At 61.0% G+C, this 21,638-nt stretch carries 20 protein-coding genes; 9 read left to right on the forward strand and 11 right to left on the reverse strand.

Annotated elements, in window-relative coordinates; all coding sequences use genetic code 11:
• Positions 1–30: 30 nt before the first annotated feature.
• Together ACW9UO_RS03915 and ACW9UO_RS03920 are read left to right on the forward strand one after the other, a co-directional pair.
• Positions 31–972, forward strand: coding sequence for an HlyD family secretion protein (locus ACW9UO_RS03915; RefSeq protein ID WP_457087673.1), 942 nt, complete (start codon positions 31–33; stop codon positions 970–972).
• Between the two features lie 81 nt (positions 973–1,053).
• Positions 1,054–2,943, forward strand: coding sequence for an OmpA family protein (locus ACW9UO_RS03920; protein ID WP_457087674.1), 1,890 nt, complete (start codon positions 1,054–1,056; stop codon positions 2,941–2,943).
• A gap of 84 nt (positions 2,944–3,027) precedes the next feature.
• Here the strand turns inward: ACW9UO_RS03920 and tgt are convergent, their stop codons facing one another.
• Positions 3,028–4,155 (reverse strand): tRNA guanosine(34) transglycosylase Tgt, encoded by a 1,128-nt coding sequence (gene tgt, locus ACW9UO_RS03925; RefSeq protein WP_457087675.1) that lies wholly within the window; start codon positions 4,153–4,155, stop codon positions 3,028–3,030.
• A 166-nt stretch (positions 4,156–4,321) separates the two neighbouring features.
• On the opposite strand from tgt, the gene rimK reads away from it, so the two are divergent.
• From rimK to ACW9UO_RS03940, 3 genes are all read left to right on the forward strand, one after another.
• A complete protein-coding gene (gene rimK, locus ACW9UO_RS03930; RefSeq protein WP_457087676.1) occupies positions 4,322–5,713 on the forward strand; it encodes a 30S ribosomal protein S6--L-glutamate ligase in 1,392 nt (463 codons plus the stop codon).
• A gap of 75 nt (positions 5,714–5,788) precedes the next feature.
• A complete protein-coding gene (locus ACW9UO_RS03935) occupies positions 5,789–6,676 on the forward strand; it encodes an SPFH domain-containing protein (RefSeq protein ID WP_457087677.1) in 888 nt (295 codons plus the stop codon).
• Positions 6,676–6,951 carry an NfeD family protein gene (locus ACW9UO_RS03940; RefSeq protein ID WP_457087678.1) on the forward strand — a complete coding sequence of 92 codons (276 nt, stop codon included), beginning with the start codon at positions 6,676–6,678 and terminating at the stop codon, positions 6,949–6,951. Before ACW9UO_RS03935 ends, ACW9UO_RS03940 begins: the two co-directional genes overlap by 1 nt.
• A gap of 31 nt (positions 6,952–6,982) precedes the next feature.
• Here the strand turns inward: ACW9UO_RS03940 and ACW9UO_RS03945 are convergent, their stop codons facing one another.
• Complete coding sequence (locus ACW9UO_RS03945) at positions 6,983–7,639, reverse strand: site-2 protease family protein (protein ID WP_457087679.1); 657 nt, start codon at positions 7,637–7,639, stop codon at positions 6,983–6,985.
• A gap of 223 nt (positions 7,640–7,862) precedes the next feature.
• Between ACW9UO_RS03945 and ACW9UO_RS03950 the strand changes: the two genes are divergently transcribed.
• Genes ACW9UO_RS03950 through ACW9UO_RS03960 form a run of 3 tightly spaced genes read left to right on the forward strand, consistent with a single transcriptional unit; the run spans position 7,863 to position 9,219 of the window.
• Positions 7,863–8,225: an SUF system Fe-S cluster assembly protein gene (locus ACW9UO_RS03950; RefSeq protein ID WP_457087680.1), complete on the forward strand. Its 363-nt coding sequence runs from the start codon at positions 7,863–7,865 to the stop codon at positions 8,223–8,225.
• A 7-nt stretch (positions 8,226–8,232) separates the two neighbouring features.
• Entirely contained in the window at positions 8,233–8,799 is a 567-nt protein-coding gene (locus ACW9UO_RS03955) for a sugar O-acetyltransferase (protein WP_457087681.1), read from the forward strand.
• A 24-nt stretch (positions 8,800–8,823) separates the two neighbouring features.
• On the forward strand, positions 8,824–9,219 hold the full coding sequence (locus tag ACW9UO_RS03960) for a HesB/IscA family protein (RefSeq protein WP_457087682.1): 396 nt from the start codon (positions 8,824–8,826) through the stop codon (positions 9,217–9,219).
• 104 nt (positions 9,220–9,323) lie between these two features.
• On the opposite strand, the gene ACW9UO_RS03965 is transcribed toward ACW9UO_RS03960, so the two are convergent.
• Positions 9,324–10,232, reverse strand: a complete 909-nt coding sequence (locus ACW9UO_RS03965; protein ID WP_457087683.1) for an isopenicillin N synthase family dioxygenase — start codon at positions 10,230–10,232, stop codon at positions 9,324–9,326.
• 115 nt (positions 10,233–10,347) lie between these two features.
• On the opposite strand from ACW9UO_RS03965, the gene tpiA reads away from it, so the two are divergent.
• A complete protein-coding gene (gene tpiA / locus ACW9UO_RS03970) occupies positions 10,348–11,103 on the forward strand; it encodes a triose-phosphate isomerase (RefSeq protein ID WP_457087684.1) in 756 nt (251 codons plus the stop codon).
• Between the two features lie 75 nt (positions 11,104–11,178).
• On the opposite strand, the gene ACW9UO_RS03975 is transcribed toward tpiA, so the two are convergent.
• The 8 genes from ACW9UO_RS03975 to ACW9UO_RS04010 all read right to left on the reverse strand — a co-directional run bounded on the left by ACW9UO_RS03975 (position 11,179) and on the right by ACW9UO_RS04010 (position 21,558).
• Complete coding sequence (locus ACW9UO_RS03975) at positions 11,179–12,555, reverse strand: TRAP transporter large permease (protein ID WP_457087685.1); 1,377 nt, start codon at positions 12,553–12,555, stop codon at positions 11,179–11,181.
• Positions 12,556–12,559: 4 nt separating this feature from the next.
• The gene (locus ACW9UO_RS03980; protein ID WP_457087686.1) at positions 12,560–13,249 is read right to left on the reverse strand and encodes a TRAP transporter small permease; all 690 of its coding nucleotides are present in this window, start codon (positions 13,247–13,249) and stop codon (positions 12,560–12,562) included.
• 161 nt (positions 13,250–13,410) lie between these two features.
• On the reverse strand, positions 13,411–14,418 hold the full coding sequence (locus ACW9UO_RS03985) for a DctP family TRAP transporter solute-binding subunit (protein ID WP_457087687.1): 1,008 nt from the start codon (positions 14,416–14,418) through the stop codon (positions 13,411–13,413).
• Positions 14,419–14,800: 382 nt separating this feature from the next.
• Entirely contained in the window at positions 14,801–15,244 is a 444-nt protein-coding gene (gene ccmE, locus ACW9UO_RS03990; protein WP_457087688.1) for a cytochrome c maturation protein CcmE, read from the reverse strand.
• Between the two features lie 10 nt (positions 15,245–15,254).
• Positions 15,255–16,283: an N-acetyl-gamma-glutamyl-phosphate reductase gene (gene argC / locus ACW9UO_RS03995; RefSeq protein WP_457087689.1), complete on the reverse strand. Its 1,029-nt coding sequence runs from the start codon at positions 16,281–16,283 to the stop codon at positions 15,255–15,257.
• 84 nt (positions 16,284–16,367) lie between these two features.
• Positions 16,368–17,180, reverse strand: a complete 813-nt coding sequence (locus tag ACW9UO_RS04000) for a glutamate racemase (RefSeq protein ID WP_457087690.1) — start codon at positions 17,178–17,180, stop codon at positions 16,368–16,370.
• A 6-nt stretch (positions 17,181–17,186) separates the two neighbouring features.
• Positions 17,187–18,065 carry a lysophospholipid acyltransferase family protein gene (locus tag ACW9UO_RS04005; RefSeq protein WP_457087691.1) on the reverse strand — a complete coding sequence of 293 codons (879 nt, stop codon included), beginning with the start codon at positions 18,063–18,065 and terminating at the stop codon, positions 17,187–17,189.
• 73 nt (positions 18,066–18,138) lie between these two features.
• Positions 18,139–21,558, reverse strand: coding sequence for an indolepyruvate ferredoxin oxidoreductase family protein (locus ACW9UO_RS04010; RefSeq protein ID WP_457087692.1), 3,420 nt, complete (start codon positions 21,556–21,558; stop codon positions 18,139–18,141).
• Between the last annotated feature and the right edge of the window lie 80 nt (positions 21,559–21,638).

The raw sequence follows: 21,638 nt of genomic DNA on the forward strand, positions 1-21,638 counted from the left end.
CGGGGCGCGGCAATGTGAGGGTGCGACCGGATGCGGAATGCTTTGATCTTTGGACTGGCGGCAAGCGCCACTGTTCTCACCGTTGGCGCGGCCCCGGCGCAGCAGGCGGAATTTGCGCCCTCGACCTTTGCCGGAACGGTTGTGGCGCGCGATATCACCGGGCTGTCGTATGAAACCGGCGGCTGCATCATCGGCGTCTCCGAACCCGCCCGCCGCACCGGCAAAGCCGAGACCGGTCAGGTCTTGGTGGAGCTCGATGCCCGCGACGCAGAGCTGGCGCTGGCCACAGGCAAGGCGCGGCTCTCCGATCTTGATGCCGCCGTGGCCGAGACCCAGCTTGCCATTGATGCCGCCGAGGCCAATGTCGGGCGCCGGGCGCAAGAGCTTGAATTTGTTGGCAAGGAGTTCGCCCGCAATGAGCAGATGTTCCGCCGTGGGCTGATCAACGAAAGCACGATGGAGGGCGTCGAAAGCCGGATGATGAACGCCAATTTCGCCGCCGATCAAGCCAAAGAGACGCTGGCCAGCGCCAAATCCGCCAAGACCCGCGCCGAAATCGCGCTTGTAATCGGCGGGCTCGATCTGCGCGCGCAAGAGGATGACTTCGAAGCGCTGGAGTTGCGCGCGCCCTTTTCCGGCGTGCTCTTGGGGTTTGCCCCCAGCGTGGGCGATTGCGTCACAGCGGGCGCGCAAGCGGCGCAAATCTATGCCCCGGCCAGCAAATCGGTCGAGGTTTTCGTGCGCGTCGACCAACTGGTGGCGCAAGCGGCCTCGGGCGTGACCATCGGCGCGCCGGTGCGGATTGCTCGGCTGAATGGCGAGGCTTGCGGCGGCACCTTTACATGGATTGGCGCCGAGGCCGATCTGGAACACCAATACGTGAAATCCACCATCGCGGTTGACGAGGCCTGCGCACCGGCGCTTTTCCTCAACGAGGCGGTCGAAGTCGAGACATTGCCCAACCCGTCGTGATCTGGCCTGTGATCTAGCCTGAGGAACCAAAGACCCTTCCCCCGCGTTGACGCAGCAGCAGGGGAAGAGAGGAACCTCGACATGACTAAATCTATCCTATCGAACTCGACGGCGCTGGCGCTGTGCTTGTCACTCATCATGCCCGGCGCACTTGTCGCGCAAGAAAAGCGGATCTGCGCCGATGGCAGCAATCCGCCCTGCGCCGCCGTCGATCAGCAAGCCGCGCTGAACGATGTTGCCGCCACCATCAACAGCGGCGCGACCCCGACCGAACAGCAGATCGACGCCCTGAACTTTGAGGCCATGCTTCTCCTGTCACAAGAGCTGTCTGCCGAGCTTGGTCTTGGCCTGAGCGACATGGCAGGTCTGAAAGAAGAAGATCTTCGCGACCGGATCAAAGCCGCCTTGGGCGTCCAGCCGACGGTTGTTGAGATCACCCCGGAACCGGCCCCCGAAGTCACCGCCGAGGCCGAAGTGGTGGTTGAGCCCGCCCCCGAAGTCGCTGCTGACGCTGACGTGACCGTCGAACCCGCCGCTGAGCCGACGCTGAGCCAAGGTGAGGTCGTGATGGTCGAAGAGGCCCCCGCACCCGAGGTCGCACCTGCCCCTGAAGTGGTCGAAGTCGCGCCTGCGCCCGAGGTTGTTGAAGCTGTGCCCGCGCCGCAGCCCGATCCCGTTGTGCCCGGCCCCGGCTTGATCATCGACACCGATGTCGATGTGATGTCTCGAGGGGAGTTGTTGCAGTTGGTCTCCGACCTCGAGCTGCCGATCACTGCCCCCGACACCATGCCAGACCCCGAACTGCGCCGCGCCATGAAGGTGGCCTTGGGCCTGTCCCTGCCGACCGAAGAGCCGCCTGTCGTCGCCGTTGTCCCAACCGAGCCGCCAGCCGCTGCGGCACTTGAGGCCGGTGATGCCGACGCGGGCGAAGTGGAAATCACCACCGAGACCTTGACCGAAAGCGATGTGCGCTCGAGCAACGAAGAGTTCGACACCGAAGTGGTCGTGCCCGAGCTTGGCGGCGATGATGTCGCGCAACAAAAGCGCGATGACGACGACGATAAGAAAACCGGTCTGAACAACGCCGAAACCGCCGCTGTGCTTGGCCTCGGCGTCTTGGCCCTGAGCCAGATCCTTGGCGGCAACGACGAGGTTGTGTCGAACTCGGGCGACCGCGTGGTTGTGCGCCGTGACGGCGAACTTCAAGTGTTCCGCGACGACGATGTGCTGCTGCGCCAGCCCGGTACGCAGGTTGAGACCCGCCGCTTTGACGACGGCTCGACCCGGACCACCGTGACCCGTGACAACGGCGTGCAGGTGATCACCGTACGCGCTGCTGATGGCACCGTGCTGCGCCGCGTTCGCGTGCTCGAAGATGGCACCCGCGTCGTGATCTTTGACGACACCGCCAAAGAGGCCGAGCCGGTCGATGTGACCGTTCTGCCCGAGCGTGACCGCTCTGTGGTTGTCACCACCCAAAGCGACAGCGCCGCGCTGGAATCCGCGCTCAACGCCGAGCTGGCGGTGGACATTGATCGCCGCTTCACCCTGCGCCAGGTGCGCAGCATCCAGCAGGTGCGTCACCTGATGCCCGAGGTCACTTTGGACGCGATTAACTTCCGCACCGACAGCTCGGTGATCGTCGCTTCCGAGGCCGAGGAACTGGCCGATCTGGGCCGTCAGATGGCGGATTTCATCGCTGCCAATCCTGATGAGATTTTCCTTGTCGAGGGCCACACCGACACCGTCGGCAGCGCGGTTTACAACCTCGCCCTGTCTGACCGTCGTGCCGAATCCGTGGCACTGGCGCTGGTGGAATACTTCGATGTGCCGCCGGAAAACCTTGTGATCCAAGGCTATGGCGAAAGCGATCTTCTGATCCGCCGCGAAGGTGACATCCGCGAAAACCGCCGCGCCACCGTCCGCCGGATCACGCCGCTCTTGCGCCGAACCGCGGGCGGATTGCAGTAACTGACTGGTCCTTAGGCCAAACGTAAAAACGCCCCGTTGCAGAGATGCAGCGGGGCGTTTTCCTATGTGCTTGTTGCGGTCACGTCAGAGCGGGTCAATGTCGCCTTGCGCCCGCGCGGAGTGGAAGTCAGCCGCCCATTGAGCAAAGCGCCCTTCCCCGATGGCATCCCGCATCCCCTGCATAAGTTCTTGGTAATAATGCAGATTGTGCCATGTCAGCAGCATCGACGAGATCATCTCTTGGCTGCGGAACACATGGTGTAGATAGGCGCGCGAATAGCTGCTGCACGCCGGACATGTACAGGCCTCATCCAAGGGGCGCGGATCATCCTGATGCCGCGCGTTCTTGATGTTAAGCACGCCGTGGCGAGTGAACACCTGCCCCGTCCGCCCCGAGCGTGAGGGCAGAACGCAGTCCATCATATCGACGCCCCGCGCCACCGCGCCAACGATATCGTCGGGCTTGCCAACGCCCATGAGATAGCGCGGCTTGTCCTCGGGCAACTGCCCCGGCGCATAGTCGAGACAGCCAAACATCGCCTCCTGCCCCTCGCCGACGGCCAGCCCGCCGATGGCGTAACCGTCAAAGCCGATCTCTTGCAGCGCCTGAGCCGATTGCTCGCGCAGGTCCTGCTCCAACCCGCCCTGCTGGATGCCAAACAGCATATGCCGTGGCCGTTCGCCAAAGGCCTCTTTCGAGCGCGCAGCCCAGCGCATCGACATTTCCATGCTCTCGGCAATCCGGTCACGGTCGGCAGGCAGCGCCGGGCATTCATCGAAACACATCACGATATCCGAGCCCAGCAACCGCTGAATCTCCATCGAGCGTTCCGGGCTGAGCATGTGTTTCGAGCCGTCGATATGGCTTTTGAACGACACGCCTTCCTCGGTCAGCTTGCGCAATCCGGCGAGGCTCATCACCTGAAAGCCACCGCTGTCGGTCAGGATCGGGCGTTCCCAATTCATGAATTTGTGCAAGCCCCCAAGCCTGTCGATCCGCTCGGCAGTGGGGCGCAGCATCAGGTGATAGGTGTTGCCAAGCAGGATATCGGCGCCCGTGGCGCGCACATTTTCCGGCAGCATCGCCTTGACCGTGGCAGCAGTGCCGACGGGCATAAAGGCGGGGGTGCGGATCTCGCCCCGCGGCGTGGTGATCACACCGGTCCGGGCGCGGCCATCGCTGGCCGAAAGGGTAAAGGATGTCTGGGTCATAGGCCCGGATTTGCCCTGTTTCGCGGCATTTGTCGAGAGCGCGGATTTGACGCCGTAACGTTCCGCCTTATCTGGCCTGAGATGCAAATCATTCCCCACGTTCCGTCCTTGATCCCCCCGCCTGCACCCGTTACCGCTGACCACCGGAGCATGAAGGGGCCGCAATATGACCGATGAGATCAAGCTGGGGTGGGAAGAATGGGTGGCTTTGCCCGATCTGGGGCTGCCTGCGCTGCGTGCCAAGGTGGACACCGGTGCCCGCACTTCTGCGCTTCATGCCTATGATATCGAACGGTTTGGCCCCGCGTCCAAACCCAAGGTGCGCTTTGCCGTGCACCCCATTCCCGGGCGCGATGACCTGTCGATCCCCTGCTCCGCCGAGATCATCGACCGGCGCGAGGTGATAAGCTCGAACGGCGAGGCCGAGAGCCGCTATGTGATCAAGACCGACATCACCGTGGGCAATAAATCCTGGCCGATTGAAGTCACCCTGACCGACCGGCGCGGCATGTCCAACCACATGTTGCTGGGCCGTCAGGCGCTTGCCGATCAGGTGACGGTGGTGCCCAGCGAGAAATTCCAGCAGCCCGAGCTGAGCTTTGACGTCTATCACTCGACCCGCGTGCGCAAGATGGCCCCGAACCGGGCGCTGCGTGTCGCGGTGCTGAGCCGCGAGCAGAACTATTCCACCGCGCGGCTGGTGGCCGAGGGCGAAGAACGTGGCCATGTGGTTGAAACCATTGACACAACCCGGTGTTACATGGCGATCAACGCGCTGGCCCCGGATGTGTATTACGATGGCAAACGCCTGCCGCGTTATGATGCGGTGATCCCGCGGATTGGCGCCACTGTCACCAGCTATGGCACCGCCGTTGTGCGCCAGTTTGAAACCATCGGCACCTATTGCGTGAACGGCTCGCAGGGCATCACCCAGAGCCGTGACAAGCTTTGTGCGCATCAGCTTATGGCGCGCCACAAGATCGGCATGCCCAACACTGCCTTTGCGGCCTCGCCCAAGGACACCGACAGCCTGATCGGCCTGGTTGGCACCGCGCCGTTGATCGTGAAACTGCTGGAATCGACCCAAGGCAAAGGCGTTGTGCTGGCCGAAACCAAGAAAGCCGCGCAATCGGTGATCGACGCGTTTCGCGGGCTGAAGGCCAACTTTCTGGTGCAGGATTTCGTCAAGGAAGCCTCGGGCGAAGACATCCGCTGTCTTGTGGTCGGCGGCAAGGTTGTCGCGGCGATGAAACGCACCGGGGCAGACGGCGATTTCCGCTCCAATCTGCACCGGGGCGGCAGCGCGCAGGTGGTGCGGATTTCCAAGGAAGAGCGCGAAGCGGCGGTCAAGGCGGCGCGGGTGTTCGGGCTTAAACTGGCCGGTGTCGATCTGCTGCGCTCGGAAAACGGGCCCAAGGTGCTGGAGGTGAACTCTTCGCCCGGTCTTGAGGGCATCGAAAAGGCCAGCGGCAAGAATATCGCCGGTCTTCTGTATGACCACATCGAAGCCCATGTGCGCCCGCAACCGGTGCGCAAACGCAAGGCGTCTGAAACCTGACAGAGCCATCAAAGTATTGTAAGCGTGGGCCATTGTGCCCACGTATGGGGTGATTTTTTACCAAGGAATACTTTGATGGAACAAGTTGTGTTGGACGTGCTCGAGAGCAATGCCGTCATTCTTTTGGCGGCGCTTTTTCTGATTATCGTCGTCTTTCGCGGGGTCAAGATTGTGCCCCAGTCAGACAAATTCGTGGTCGAGCGCTTTGGCCGGCTGCGCGCGGTTCTGGGGCCGGGGATCAATTTCATCGTGCCGTTTCTGGACCGGGTGGCGCATAAAATCTCGATCCTTGAACGCCAGCTCCCAACCCATTCGCAAGACGCGATCACCTCGGACAACGTCTTGGTACAAGTCGATACCTCGGTGTTTTACCGGATCATCGAACCGGAAAAAACCGTGTACCGCATCCGCGACATCGACGCCGCGATTGAGACCACAGTTGCCGGGATTGTCCGGGCCGAGATTGGCCGGATGGAGCTCGATCAGGTGCAATCCAATCGCTCGTCGTTGATCGACACCATCAAGCACAGCGTCGAGGACGCGGTGGACAATTGGGGGATCGAGGTGACGCGCGCCGAAATCCTAGACGTTAACCTTGATCAGGCGACGCGCGAGGCGATGCTGCAACAGCTTAACGCCGAGCGTGAACGGCGCGCTCAGGTGACGCGGGCCGAGGGCTCAAAACGCGCGGTCGAACTGAACGCCGATGCCGAGCTTTATGCCGCCGAACAGACCGCCAAGGCGCGGCGCATTCAGGCCGACGCCGAGGCCTATGCAACCGAAGTGGTGGCGCGGGCGATCTCGGATCACGGGATCGAAGCGGCGCAGTATCAAGTGGCGCTGAAACAGGTCGAGGCGATGGGCAATCTTGGCCGCGGCGAGGGCAACCAGACAATTGTGGTGCCCGCTCAGGCGCTTGAGGCCTTTGGCGATGCGTTCAAATTGCTGAAAGGGCGCGGCTGATGGGCGACATCCTGACCGTTTGGTGGGTCTGGCTCGCAGCGGCGCTGGTGTTTGCCATCGCCGAGGTGCTGCTGCCGGGCTTTGTGTTTCTGGGCTTTGCCATCGGTGCGGCGCTGGTCGGCCTCGCGATGCTGGGGCCGCTGTCGCTGTTGTCGCCTGCGATGGTGGTGCTGGTCTTTGCCGCCCTGTCGCTGGCGGCCTGGCTGGTGTTGCGGCGGGTCTATTCCCTGCCGCGTGGCCAAGTGAAACACTTTGACCACGACATCAACGACTAACCACCCTGCCCTTCAGAGCGCTTCGAAACCCTCAGGCAGTGCCCCGCGCCATGTCGAAATTGGCCCGGAAAGAGGGCAGGAAAAACAGCATGATCGAGAAATAATAGAACCCGCCGATCAACAAAGGTGCCCAAGCAAGGATCAACGCCAGCCCGACCCATCCGGCGATACGGCTTGCTGCACTGGCCCCAAGGAAACGCGCCAGAAGCAGGTTCAAAAGCTTGCCACCATCGAGCGGCTGAACCGGCATCAGATTGAAAATCGCGAGGTAAAAGTTGATCCAGGCCAGCGTCGACAGCGCCCAAGCGAGCACACCCGCAGGCAGATGCGGCCAGATCAACGAGGACACCGCCCAGATTGTCAGGTTCACGATCGGACCCATGGCCACGATCAGCTCTTTCTGCCGGTCTGTCACATCCTGATCACGTTCACACAGTCCGCCGCCGCAATGCAGCAAAATGCGGCGCACCGGCACCCCCTGAATGATACAGCCCCAAGCATGGCCCAGCTCGTGCAACAGGATCGACAGCACCAAAAGCACGACAAAGGCCAGATCATAGGCCAGATCCGTCAGCGAATTGAAGAACGACAGGTAAATCATCACCAGCACGATGCTGCTGGCCCCGATTTGAACCGGCACGCCAAAGGGACCGCGATACTGGGCTATGGGCGTGTCTTTATGAAACATGGTATATCCTGCATTAATGAATATGCCGTGGATAATGCGCTATCAGGGCAAGAATTAGACCGGGACAGAGCATTTTCAGGATGCACACTCGGTATTCTTTTACCTAGATTGAAAACGCAATGCACGCATTCTCTTGCAAAAAACACCTAGCCGCCCTGCCCCCACTGGACCCTGCCGGGCCTAATCCCTATATGTTTGGTAAGAAATGATATGAGGCCCCGTGATGAATGATGCCACCGCGCCAATGGAAGGCGCGCCGCTGATCAAGCCGTCCAGCACCGAACACACGCTTTACGACACTGTGGTCGAGGCGTGCCGTACGGTCTATGACCCTGAAATCCCGGTGAATATCTATGATCTCGGTCTGGTTTACACCATCGAGATCGATACCGAAAACAAGGTTAATATCATCATGACGCTGACGGCCCCCGGCTGTCCGGTGGCGGGTGAGATGCCCGGCTGGCTGATCGATGCGGTCGGTCCGGTGGATGGCGTGCAATCGGTTGACGTTGAAATGACGTGGGATCCGCCCTGGGGCATGGATATGATGAGCGATGAGGCCCGGCTCGAACTGGGGTTCATGTAGCGCCGTCATGCTGTCGGAAAAACAGCGGATGTGCGCGGGCGACCTTTATGATGCGGGCAACCCCGAACTGGTTGCCGCCCGCCAACGCGCACAATCGCTGATGCGCGCCTACAACGCCACGATCTATGGCGAGACCGAAGAGCGCGAGCGCATCCTGAGCGCGCTTTTGGGCGGCTACGGCTCTGGCTGTGCACTGCGCGCGCCTCTCTACGTCGACTACGGCGACAACGTCTTTCTCGGAGACGGCGTTTTCCTAAACTACGGCTGTGTCCTGCTTGATGTCTGCCAGATCCGCATTGGCGACAACACGCAGATCGGCCCCTACGTCCAGATCCTGACCGCCGACCACCCACGCGATCCGGCGGTGCGCGACCAAGGGCTGGAATTTGGCCGCGCCATCACCATCGGGCGCAACGTCTGGATCGGTGGCGGCGCGCTTATCCTGCCCGGCGTTACCGTGGGCGACGATGCGGTGATCGGGGCCGGCGCGGTCGTCACCCGCGATGTGGCCGCCGCAACAACGGTCGGCGGAAATCCCGCCCGCCCGCTTGTCCCAAAGCAGACGCGCCCTTAGATAAGGCGCAAAGGAGACTTCACCATGTTCGGCATTCCCGGCAAACAAGCCGTCACCATGACCCCCGCCGCGATCCGCCAGATCGTGAAGCTGATGCACAAAGAGGGCCACGCGGGCCTGCGCATCGGCGTCAAGAAAGGCGGCTGTGCGGGGATGGAATACACGATGGATTTCGCCGGCGAAGTTGGCGAACACGATGAGGTGGTGGAAGAAAACGGCGCGCGGGTGATGATTGCCCCGATGGCGCAGATGTTCCTGTTCGGCACCGAAATCGACTACCAGACCTCGCTGCTCGAAAGCGGCTTTAAGTTCAACAACCCCAACGTCGAAGACGCCTGCGGTTGCGGCGAATCGATCAAGTTCAAAGACGTCGAGGAACTGACCGAAGAATTCCCCAACGGCGTCCCAAAGCTTAACTGACGCAAGCCACTTAGATCTTCTTCAGGCTTCTTCTGTTTAAAAATACCTCGGGGGGCTGGGGGCAGCGCCCCCAGCCTGTCGACACGCGCAGGCGTGGCGAAAACTCAGGCCTTCAGATGCAGATAAGTCTCATTAAACCGCCGTGCCAGATGCTCCCCGGCCAGCACAGGCGCATCCGCGCCGGGCGGGGCCACATTGGCATCATGGTTGGGATTGAAGAACATCGGCACCGAGATCCGCTCGCGGTCTGAGCCGCGCACCCGGTGCGGCGTGGCAATCACCCTGCCCTCGGTCCACATCTCCAGCATCTCACCAAAATTGATGATGAAGGTGCACGGCTGCGCCGCAACCGGCAGCCAGCCGCCATCGCGGGTCTGCACCTCAAGCCCCGGCACGCCGTCGGTGGCCAGCAAAGTGAGGCAGCCGTAATCGGTATGCGCCGCGATGCCGAAATCCTTGTCCCCCGCCCATTCGGGGCGCTCGGGGTAATAATTGCCGCGCAGCAAAGCCATCGGGCGGGTGAACTTGTCGTCGAAATAATCCGCAGGCGCGCCAATCGCGCGGGCGATGCCGTGCAGCACATCCTTCGCCACGGCCAAAGCCTCACCGTAATACGACTGCACGATCTGGCGGAACTCGGGCGGATAGGCAGGCCAGAGGTTATCGGCATAGACCGACAGGCCCAATGCGCGCACCGGATCGTCCGCAGGCAGCTCAAACCCGCAATCAAACACCTGTTTGTAATCGGGGTTGGCGTTGGGATCGACCTGCTCGCTCTGCGGCGCGCCCCAGCCACGGTTTGATCCGGTGCGCGCCATATCAACCGCGCGCTTCTCGGCCTCGGACAGCCGGAAAAATGCGCGATAGGCGGCGATCACCTCGCGCACCCGGTCAGGGCCAAGCGCTGTTCCGGTCAGGGTCAGAAACCCCACATCCTGCGCCGCCACTTTCAGCGCATCCAGCGCCAGCGGGTCGCCTTGGCGCAGCGAACAGGCATCAATCCTCGGTATCATCGGCACTCTCCTGTGACGCTCGGGTTGTCCCAGAACCGGCAGCGCGGTGCAACCGGGCTTGACCTTTGGGCGATTGCCGCAATGATGCGCGCCAAACCTGCACAAAGGAATGAACATGCGACGCAAACTTGCCGCCGGCAATTGGAAGATGAACGGAACCTCGGCCGAGCTGCCCCGCCTGACCACCCTGGCCAAAAGCCACGGCAGCGCGGGCTGCGAGGTTCTGATCTGCCCGCCCGCGACGCTTGTCAGCCGCGCGGTCGAGGCCGTCTCGGGCAGCGACATTGCCATTGGCGGTCAAGATTGCCACGCCGCCGCCTCTGGCGCGCACACCGGCGATACCTCGGCCGAGATGCTCAAGGATGCGGGCGCGACTTTTGTGATTGTCGGCCACTCCGAGCGGCGCGAAGACCATGGCGAGAGTGACGAGGCAATCCGCGCCAAAGCCGAAGCCGCGATGGCGGCGGGTCTGACGGCGGTGATCTGTGTCGGCGAAAGCCTTGCAGAGCGCGAGGCCGACAACACGCTCGACGTGATCGGCGGCCAACTCGCCGGATCGGTGCCGGACAGTGCCAAGGGCACCTCGGTTGTGATCGCCTATGAACCGGTCTGGGCCATCGGCACCGGCAAGGTCCCCACCACCGAGCAGATCGGCGAAGTGCATGAATTCATCCGCGCCGCGCTGTCCACCCGCTTTGGCGCAGAGACCGGCGACAGCTTTGCCATCCTCTATGGCGGCTCGGTCAAACCCGGCAATGCTGCCGAGATTTTCGCGGTCGAGAATGTTGACGGTGCCTTGGTTGGCGGCGCGAGCCTCAAGCCCGAAGACTTTGGCCCGATCATCGACGCCCTCGCCGCCAGCGCGGACTAACGCCACCCAAGCCTTCCAACGAAAAACGGCGCCCCGCAAGGAGCGCCGTTTTGCTTTGTGCATCAGCCTTGCAGCCTATTTGACGATGATCTCAGGCCCCATGAAGGTGGTCGGCAGCCATGTCGAGAGCACCGGAATATAGGTCACCATGATCAGGAACACGAAGAGCACCGCGAGGAATGGCAGCGACGCGCGCACCACCCGCATCATCGGCATGCCCGCCACGCCCGAGGTCACAAACAGGTTGAGCCCCACCGGCGGCGTGATCATCCCGATCTCCATATTGACCACCATGATGATGCCCAGATGGATCGGATCAATGCCAAGTTCTATGGCAATCGGGAACACCAGCGGTGCAACGATCACGATCAGGCCCGAGGGCTCCATGAATTGACCACCGATCAGCAGGATCACGTTGACGATCACCAGGAACATCACCGCGCCAAAACCCGCCGCCAGCATCGAACTTGCGATCTGTTGCGGGATTTGCTCATCGGTCAACACGTGCTTGAGGATCAGCGCGTTGGCGATGATGAACATCAGCGTGACCGTCAGCTTGCCCGCCTCGAACAGCGTATCGCGGGTGTCGCGGTGAAAGAACGCTGTGACCAGCGCGATGGGCTTCTGCATCAGCGACAGGTTGGGTTCGCCCTCGGGTTTCCTCAGCGGCCCCATGTCGCGATACACGAAGGTGGCGATAAAGAAGGCATAGACCGCCGCAACCGCCGCCGCTTCTGTCGGGGTAAAGATACCGCCGTAGATGCCGCCCAGGATGATGACGATCAGGAACAGGCCCCAACCGGCCTCAACACCCGAGCTGATAACCTCGCCCCAGCCCTTCCATTCGCCTTTCGGCAAATTGCGCACGCGGGCGATGATATAGATCGTCAGCATCAGCATAAAGCCCGCCATCAGGCCCGGAATGACCCCGGCAAGGAACATCCGCCCCACCGACACGTCAGTAGCCGAAGCATAGACCACCATGACGATGGACGGCGGGATCAGGATGCCCAGCGTGCCCGCCACAGCGATGATGCCAGCGGCGAAATCCTTGGTGTAGCCGACTTCGCGCATGCCGACGATAACGATCGAACCGATGGCCACCACGGTTGCAGGCGACGAGCCTGACAAAGCGGCGAACAACATGCAGGCAAAGACGCCCGCAATCGCCAAACCGCCCGGCAGGTGCCCGACCAGAGCAATCGAGAACCGGATGATCCGGCGCGCCACGCCGCCCGTTGACATAAACGCTGAGGCTAGGATGAAGAACGGAATGGCCAGCAGCGTGTAGTGCCCCGCCATCGCTTGGAAAAAGGTCTGTGCAACCGAGGCCAGCGAGGTGTCGCTGAGCACCAGCAGAAAGAAGATCGACGACATGCCAAGCGAGATCGCAATCGGCACCCCGATCAGCATCAGCCCGATGACCATGACAAAGAGGAAAATGACTTCCATATTCTTAATCCCCTGAATTCATGTGGCGGACTTCGTCGACCGCGTCTTCGGCTTCGTGGCTGACAATCAGCGTCTGCGCCTCGCCGGTGATCAGCCGCACGGTGGCCTGAATAAAGCGAAACAACAGCAGCGCCGCGCCAAAGGGCAGCATGGCATAGGGGATGAAGCGCGGGATTTTCTCATAAGCTTCGCCCTCGTTCATTGGCCCTTCGATCCAAGCCAGCCAGGACGGCATCGGGATGTCGTTGACCTCGTACCAGCCGCGGAAAGACGAGCGGCCCATCTCTTCAAACCCGGTCGGGAACCAGCGGCCCGACGTCTGGGGAAGGTTGGCGAAGTTGGCCCAGTAATCCCAAGATCCCTTAAGGATCAGAAAGGCATAGGCGATACAAACCGCCGCCGCCACCAGCGCCAGAACACGGCGCACCGGCTTGTCAAACAGGTTGATCACCGCATCGACGCCAAGGTGAGCCGTGACCTTGACCGCATAGCTCACGCCGAACAGCACCAGCCAGGCGAACAGAAAGGCGGTCATTTCCAGACCCCAGATCAGCCCGGTGTTAAAGCCATAGCGCAGCACGACATTGATGAAGGTGATGATGGTCATGGCCCCGAGGATCAGCGCGATGACGGTTTCTTCGAGCTCATGAACCATGCGGCCCAGGATGCCCTTGGGTTCGTAATGGGCTGACATCGCCCTTCCCCTTTTCGTCTTATTGTTGCCGGACCGGGCCAAATGGCCAATGGAACTCCGGGTATGAAACGGGCCGGAATCGTTGTCGATCCCGGCCCTTGTCCCCCGCACGTTGGCGGCTCCGGCCCACGTTTCGCGGACCGGGTGACTGTATTAACAGATCAGTTCATCATGTTGATTTCTTGGGCGGCGTCGATGTTCTCTTGACCGACGTCTTCCTTGAACTCTTCCCAAACTGGCTTCATCACGTCGACCCAGGCCTGACGTTGATCGGCGTCCAGCGTGCGCACAACACCGCCGGCATCGATGATCGCCTGCTTGGCGTCTGCGTTCACTTTGCTCGACTCTGCGTTGCGCGCTTCGGTCACTTCACCGATGATGGTGGTGAGCTGGTCCCGCACGTCTTCGGGCAGGCTGTCGATGAAATCGGTCGAGGTCACGAGCAGATAGTCGATGATGCCGTGGTTGGTTTCGGTGATACCGTCCTGAACTTCAAAGAACTTCTGGCCATAGATGTTGGACCATGTGTTTTCTTGGCCATCAACAACGCCGGTTTGCAGCGCGCCGTAGACTTCGGAAAACGCCATCGGCTGGGGCGAGCCACCGATTGCCGCCATCTGCGCCTTGAGCACGTCCGAGGACTGCACGCGGAACTTGAGGCCATTGGCGTCGGTCGGCGCCAGCAGCGGCTTGTTGGCCGACATCTGCTTCATGCCGTTGTGCCAGAACGCGAGGCCAAGCAGGCCACGGCGGGTCATCGATTCCTTCATCGCCTGACCGGTGTCCGAGTTCTGGAACGCGTCAACGGCGTTGATGTCGTTGAACATGAACGGCAGATCGAAGATGCGGAATTGCTTGGTGAAACGCTCGAACTTCGACAGCGACGGCGCGGCCAGTTGAACGTCGCCGTTCAGCATCGCCTCAAGCACCTGGTCATCGTTGTACAGGGTCGAGTTCGGGAACACTTCGAGGCAGGCTTTGCCGTTCATCTCGTCATTGACGCGCTGTTCAAGCAGCGAAGCGGCGATGCCTTTGGGGTGCTTGTCGGTGTTGGTGACGTGGGCAAACTTGATGACGATTTCGCCATCGTCGCAGGCAGCCAGCGCACCGGTGGTGGCGGTGACGGTCAGGGCCATCGCGGTGGCGGCGGTTGTCAGGAATGATTTCATTGGTTTCTCCTCCCGAGAAGTCATGATTTGCCGCAAGGTGTGTCCTCGGGCCTCATGGCGACACTAAACCCCGGCGTTCGTAGCCGCTCAAGTGGTCGTGAACAGAGGGGAGAAAATAGAATTAAGTACTTGATTCAAAAGTGATATAATCGGCTCACTTGGGAGCGCCGTTTTAAGATGTGCGGAAATCCGCACAAAGTTAGCGGCCATCAGTGCGAAAATCCGCACACCCTGCTGGTGCTGGCGAATCCTTCGCACTTGCGGCATCGCGCTCCCCTTGCCGGGCGGCGACAAGGTCCCCTCATCGCCGCACTGGCGTGCCACTTGCACGCCAAAAGCGCGCACAAGACCCAGCCCCCGCAAAGCGAAGACCGCCCTGCCCTTAGCCCTCAGGTTCTTTGTAAACACCCTGCGCTTTCAGAGCGTCGACCACTTCGCGCGGCATGTATGTTTCATCATGCTTGGCAAGGATTTCCGAGGCTTCAAAGGTGCCATCGATATATTTCCCAGTCCCCACCATGCCCTGATTTTCGGAAAACAGATCCGGCAGAAGCCCTTGATAGACCACCGGAACCGTCGCATTCCCGTCCGTCACCTTGAACTGGATGCGGTTGTCATTGCCCTGCGTGAGCGAACCTTCCTCGACCAGCCCGCCGATGCGAAACACCTCGGTCGCGCGCGGCGGCTCTTCAACCACCTGCGTCGGTGAGCGGAAAAAGTTGATGCCGTCGCGCATCGCATAGCCGATCAGCCCGGTGGCCAGCACCAGTGCCACCACCGCGACCGCGATCACTTGGATACGGCGTTGTTTCTTAAGGTTTTTCATCGATCCCCCCTTACGGAAACAGCGGTGCCAGCATCAGCCCGGCAGTTTCCTCAAGCCCAAGCATAAGATTGGCATTCTGCAGCGCTTGTCCAGAGGAGCCCTTGGTCAAATTATCGAGTGCGACAATGACGATCGCCCGCCCCGCGATCCTGTCGCCTGTCACACCGACATGCACAAAGTTCGATCCGCGCACATTATGGGTGCTCGGCGTTTCGCCAAACGGCAGCACCTCGATGAAGGGCTCATCGGCGTAAACGCTGGCAAAAGTGGCATGCACCTGCGCCGCATCGCCGCTGACATAACAGGTGGCAAGGATGCCGCGATTGACCGGCATCAGGTGCGGAGTAAACTGCACCTTCACGTCCCGGCCCGCCAGTTTCGAGAATTCCTGATCAAATTCGCCCAAGTGCCGGTGGGTGCCGCCGACGGCATAAGCGTTGTAACCTTCGGACAGCTCGGCATGCAGCAGGTTTTCCTTGAGGCTGCGCCCCGCGCCAGAGACCGCGCATTTCATATCCAGAATGATGTCGTCGAGCCCAATCACCCCCGCCGCAATCAACGGCCGCAGCGCAAACTGCCCGGTCGCGGCGTTACAGCCGGTGCCCGCCACCAGCCGCGCGCCACGGATCTCATCGCGGTAAAACTCGGTCAGACCGTAAACCGCCTCGCCCTGCATCTCGATGGCGGCATGGTCGTTGCCGTACCACTTTTTATAGGCCTCGGGATCGCGCAGCCGGAAATCCGCACTCAGATCAACGATCTTGAGGTCTCTCGGCAGTGCATTGATCACCTCTTGGCTGGTCTTGTGCGGCAAGGCGCAGAAGCACAGGTCGATGCCGCTGAAATCAATCTCCTCGATCTTCACCAGATCGGGCAGGTCCAGATGGCGCAGATGTGGGAACACATCGGCCATTTTCATCCCCGCCTTGCGCTCGGCGGCCAATGCGGCGATGTCCATATCCGGATGCGTCGAGATCAGCCGAACCAGCTCGGCACCGGTGTAGCCCGACGCGCCGAGGATTGCGATTTTCTTGGTCATTTTGCGGTCTCCCCAATGGGTTATATTGCCCCGCCAAAGCGGCCCGCTGTCCGGGCCCGTCCCTGGCGCATAAACTATCAGCCGTCAGGCTTTGACGAAATCGATCTTTCGTCGCAGGAATCGCGTCGCGCCCTGGCTTACCTTTTTCGGATCGCCCGAGGTTAGAAAGCGGGTCTCTGTCGCCTCGCCCAGCATCTTTGGATGCCGCGTCAGGTAATCGCCAAGGCTTTCGGCCACGATCTCGGCTTGGCTGAACACTTTCACCTCGGGGCCCAGCGCGTCCTGAAACACCTCTTCCATCAGCGGATAATGCGTGCAGCCCAGCACCGCGGCCTGCGGCATCGGCATCTTGCGTTTGAGCGCATCGACGTGGCTGCGCACCAGCGCCTCGGCCAAGATCAGATCGCCCTCCTCGATGGCATCGACAACCCCACCACAGGCCTGCGCCTCGACGTCTACCCCTATGGCGCGAAACGCCAATTCGCGCTGAAAGGCGCGGCTCGAAACGGTCGCGGGCGTGGCAAACAGCGCGACATGGCGCACCGCCACTTCGCGCGGCGGCGATTGATCGCCCCACTGCCGTTCGGTCAGCGCCTCGATCATCGGCACGAAAACCCCCAGCACCCGCTTGCCTGCAGGCACCCCGGCCTCTTGCATCCGGCGCAAAGACGCGGCGCTCGCAGTGTTGCACGCGAGGATCACCAGATCGCAGCCCTCGTCCCACAGCCGCGTCACCGCCGCCTTGGTCAGATCATGAATGTCATCCGCCGCGCGCACGCCATACGGCGCATTGGCGCTGTCGGCGTAATAGACAAACGGCACCTCGGGCAGCCGATTGGCCACCGCGTTCCAAACTGTGAGCCCGCCAAGGCCGCTATCGAAAATTCCAACTGCCATCGTCGTTTACGGCCTGTGCCGCTCCTCAAACTCATAGCCGTAATCATAGGATTTCAACGGCGTAGGGGAAAGCTCATACGTGGCTTTGCGCAGGAAATCCATCATTGCGCGGCTGTCTTTGGAGCGCGCGGTCAACTCCTGCGGATCAATCGGCGTGCCGATCGACACCCGCACCGGCGTATTCACCCGGCGGCGAAACTCTTGGATCAGCAGCCCCATGCGCAGAGTGCTGTGCAGGTGGCTGGCCAGTTGGAACAGCCGCGAGGTGTGGCCCTCAAAGTAAATCGGCACCACGGCGGCATCGGACTTGCCAATCATCCGGGCCGTAAACGTCCGCCAACCCGGATCCATCGGATGCTGAAACGGGGTGACAGCGGTCGACACCGTGCCGCCCGGAAAGATGCCGATTGCACCGCCATCGGCAAGGTAATCAAGCGCTACTTTGCGCGTCTCGATATTGGTTTTGATCGCCTCCTTGGTGCCGGCGAAATCAACCGGCAGGATGATCTTGTCCAGCTCCTCGGCCTTGCGGAAAATCTGATGCGCAAGGATGCGGAAATCGCCGCGCACCACCGACAGGATGTGCCCCAACATCAGCCCGTCAAGAATGCCATACGGATGGTTGGCAATGACAACCAGCGGCCCGGTTTTGGGGATATTGTCGAGCGATCCGCCAACAATCTCGAGCCCCAGACCATAGCGTTCGACGATGACCTGCCAAAAGTCCTGCCCCTCGGCCACAGCGGTTTCATAGCCATCGGCCCGCTTGATCAGCCCAAGCCGCCCGGTGGCGTTTTCCATCAGCCGGATCATTGCCCGCCCACCCCGCGTCTCGGCGGAATAGGCGTAGGAAATATCGCGGGCGACCTGCCGTTTGCTAGCCATAGCAAAACCTTTTCGCGTGGGTTTCGCCTTACTTACAATGCTTCGTCGCCCGCTTCAAAGCCTATCGCCCGCTTTATTCGGCGGCTTTTTTCATTTCCGGACCACCTGCGCGGATCACCGCCAGAAGCTCTTCACGTCGTTTGGCGGCCTTGGCCTCATTGGCCTGTTTCACCGGGCCAAATCCGCGGATATCCAGCGGCAGCCGCGCCAACGCAATCACCGCATCACGGGTGCCTACATCAAACTTGGCCAGCACCTCATCAAGGTCCCGCTCGTATTGCCCGATCAGCGCGCGCTCCATCTTGCGTTCGGTGGAGTAGCCGAACACATCCAAGGGTGTGCCACGCAAACCTTTCAACTTCGCTAACATCTTCATCGGCCCGAGCAGCCATTCGCCAAAAGTGCGCTTTTGCGGACGGCCATCCGACCCCATTTTGCTCAGCACCGGCGGGGCAAGATGGAAGGTCATTTTGAAGTCGCCCTCAAAGGTGCCCTTGGCCTTGTCACGGCTGTCGATCATAAGCCGCGCGACCTCGTATTCATCCTTGTAAGTCAACAGCTTATGATAGCCCAAAGCCACCGCTTCGCGCAGATCCTTGTCTTCAATCGCCTCGACCCGCGCGCGGTAGCGTTTCGCCAGCCGCTTGCCCTGATACGCCGTAAGATGGTTGGCGCGGAAGGCAATGCGATCGTCCAGCGTTTTCGGCAAATCGACCACCACAGGGCGGCTCATCGCGTCGGCGTCAGCCGGGTTAAGCGCCGCCCAACGGCCAATCTCAAACGCGCGTTTGTTGCGCTCGACCGCCTGGCCATTCATCTCGACCGCCTCAAGGATCGCCGCATGGCTCAGCGGGATCAGCCCGTTTTGCCAGGCCGCGCCAAACAGGATCATGTTGGAATAAATCGAGTCCCCCATGACAGCCCGCGCCAGATCGGAGGCATCGAACAGCGTTAACCGATCCTGAAGTCTTGCTTCAAGCGCAAGCTGCAACCTATCGGAAGGAATAGAGAATTCCGTGTTCTTGGTGAAGTCTCCGGTGATGATTTCATGGCTGTTGACCACGCCACCGGTGCGCCCGGTGCGCATCAGCCCGATGGTCTTGGCCCCGGCCGAAACCACAAGATCGCCGCCGATAAGCGCATCCATCTCACCCGTTGCAACGCGGATCGCGCTGATATCGCTTGGCTTTTCCGAGATGCGGCAATGGATGTGCACCGCGCCGCCCTTTTGCGCCAGCCCAGCCATCTCCATCATGCCCGCGCCTTTGCCATCAAGCTGTGCAGCCTGCGCCATCACCGCGCCGATGGTCACAACGCCGGTGCCACCGACGCCGGTGATCACCACGTTATAGGTGCCGTCAATCGCCGGAAGCGCCGGTTGTGGCAGATCAGGCAGCTCCAATTCGCGTGTTGCGCCTTTCTTGACCGCAGCCCCCTCTAACGTGAGGAACGACGGGCAAAATCCTTTGAGGCAAGAGAAATCTTTGTTACAGGCCGATTGGTCAATCGCCCGTTTGCGCCCCAATTCGGTTTCCTCGGGCACAATCGCCACACAGTTCGACTGCACACCGCAATCGCCGCAGCCTTCACAGATGTCCTTGTTGATGAACACCCGTTTGTCCGGATCTGGGAAGGACCCACGCTTGCGACGACGGCGTTTTTCGGCCGCACAGGTCTGGATATAGACAATCGCCGAGACGCCTTCGATGTCGCGGCAGGTTTTCTGCACGCTCTCCATCTCGGAACGTTCATTTATTTCAATGCCTTGCGGGAACTTCTTGAGGTCGACATCCTCCTTGTCGTCATAGACAACAAAGATCTTCTCCACCCCCATCGCCTTGATTTCATTGACAATCCGATACGGCGACAGACCGCCCTCGTTGGGCTGGCCGCCAGTCATGGCAACGGCGTCATTATAGAGGATTTTGTAGGTGATATTGGTGCCCGCCGCCAGCGCCGCGCGGATCGCGAGCGAGCCGGAGTGGTTGTAAGTACCGTCGCCAAGGTTCTGAAAAACATGCGAAGTTTTGGAGAACGGCGCTTCGCCGATCCAGTTCGCGCCCTCGGCCCCCATGTGGGTAAAGCCGGTGGTCTCGCGGTCCATCCACTGCACCATATAGTGACAGCCGATCCCAGCATAAGCCCGGCTGCCATCGGGCACCTTGGTCGAGCTATTGTGCGGGCAGCCCGCGCAGAAATACGGCAAACGCGCGGCGATTTCCTGTGCATTGTCGCCCGCGCGCGCCTCTTGCAGCGCATTCAGACCGGCGCGAATGCCATCGGTGCCACGGCCTTCTTCGATCAGGATGCCGCCGAGCTTTTCGGCAATCCAGATCGGATCGAGCGCGCCACGGGTCGGGAACAGCTCGTCGCGGTGCATGCCGCCCGCGCCGCCTTTGTACCAGCCATAAACCCGGCGGCCCTGACGGTCGTCAAAGATCGCCTCCTTGACCTGCACCTCGATCAGCTTGCGCTTTTCCTCGACAATCACAATCAGATCAAGGCCTTCTGCCCAGTCGTGAAAGCTTTGCATGTCTAGCGGGAAGGTCTGGCCAACTTTATACGTGGTGATGCCCAGCCGGTCGGCCTCGGCCTCGGTCACGTTCAGCAGGCTCATCGCATGTTGTAGATCGAGCCAGTTCTTGCCCGCCGCGACAAAGCCGATCTTGGCCCCCGGTTTGCCCCAAACGCGTTTGTCCATTTTGTTGGCACGGGAAAACGCCTCGGCGGCAAAGCGTTTATAGTCGATCATCCGCGCCTCTTGCGCGTGCGGCGTATCGCCAAGCCGGATGTTCAGCCCGCCTTCGGGCATGTCGAATTTCGGCAGCACAAAGTTCAAACGGTGCGGATCGCCATCGACCACTGCGGTGGTTTCGATGGTGTCCTTCATCGTCTTCAACCCGACCCAGAGGCCGGAAAACCGTGACAGCGCAAAGCCATAGAGGCCGTAGTCGAGGATTTCCTGCACCCCCGCCGGGCTGACCACCGGCATATAGGCATCGACCAGCGCCCATTCCGATTGGTGCAACACGGTCGAGCTTTCGCCGGTGTGATCGTCGCCCATCGCCATCAGCACGCCGCCCAAAGCCGAGGTGCCAGCCATATTGGCGTGGCGCATCACGTCGCCCGAGCGGTCCACCCCCGGCCCCTTGCCGTACCAAAGGCCAAAGACCCCGTCGAACTTGCCCTCGCCGCGCAGTTCAGCCTGCTGCGCGCCCCAAAGCGCGGTGGCGGCAAGGTCTTCGTTTAGACCGGGGTTAAAGGTCACGTCTGAGGGGGCCAGCCATTTGGCGGCCTTGGTCATCTGAAGGTCGACCGCACCCAAAGGCGAGCCGCGATACCCGGTGACATAACCCGCTGTATTATGGCCTGCGGCCGCGTCGCGCGCCTTTTGGGCGAGCATCAGTCGCACAAGCGCTTGGGTGCCGTTCAGCAACACTGGCGATTTCGTGAGATCGAAACGGTCGTTTAACGAGATTTTCTGCTGGCTCATGGACCCCTCCCAAGGTTACTGCCTCTAGTTCAGTATAGGGCAACAATAGGTCATAAAGACTGACCTTACGAGGGAAATTT

Source organism: Marinovum sedimenti, from assembly GCF_054052205.1.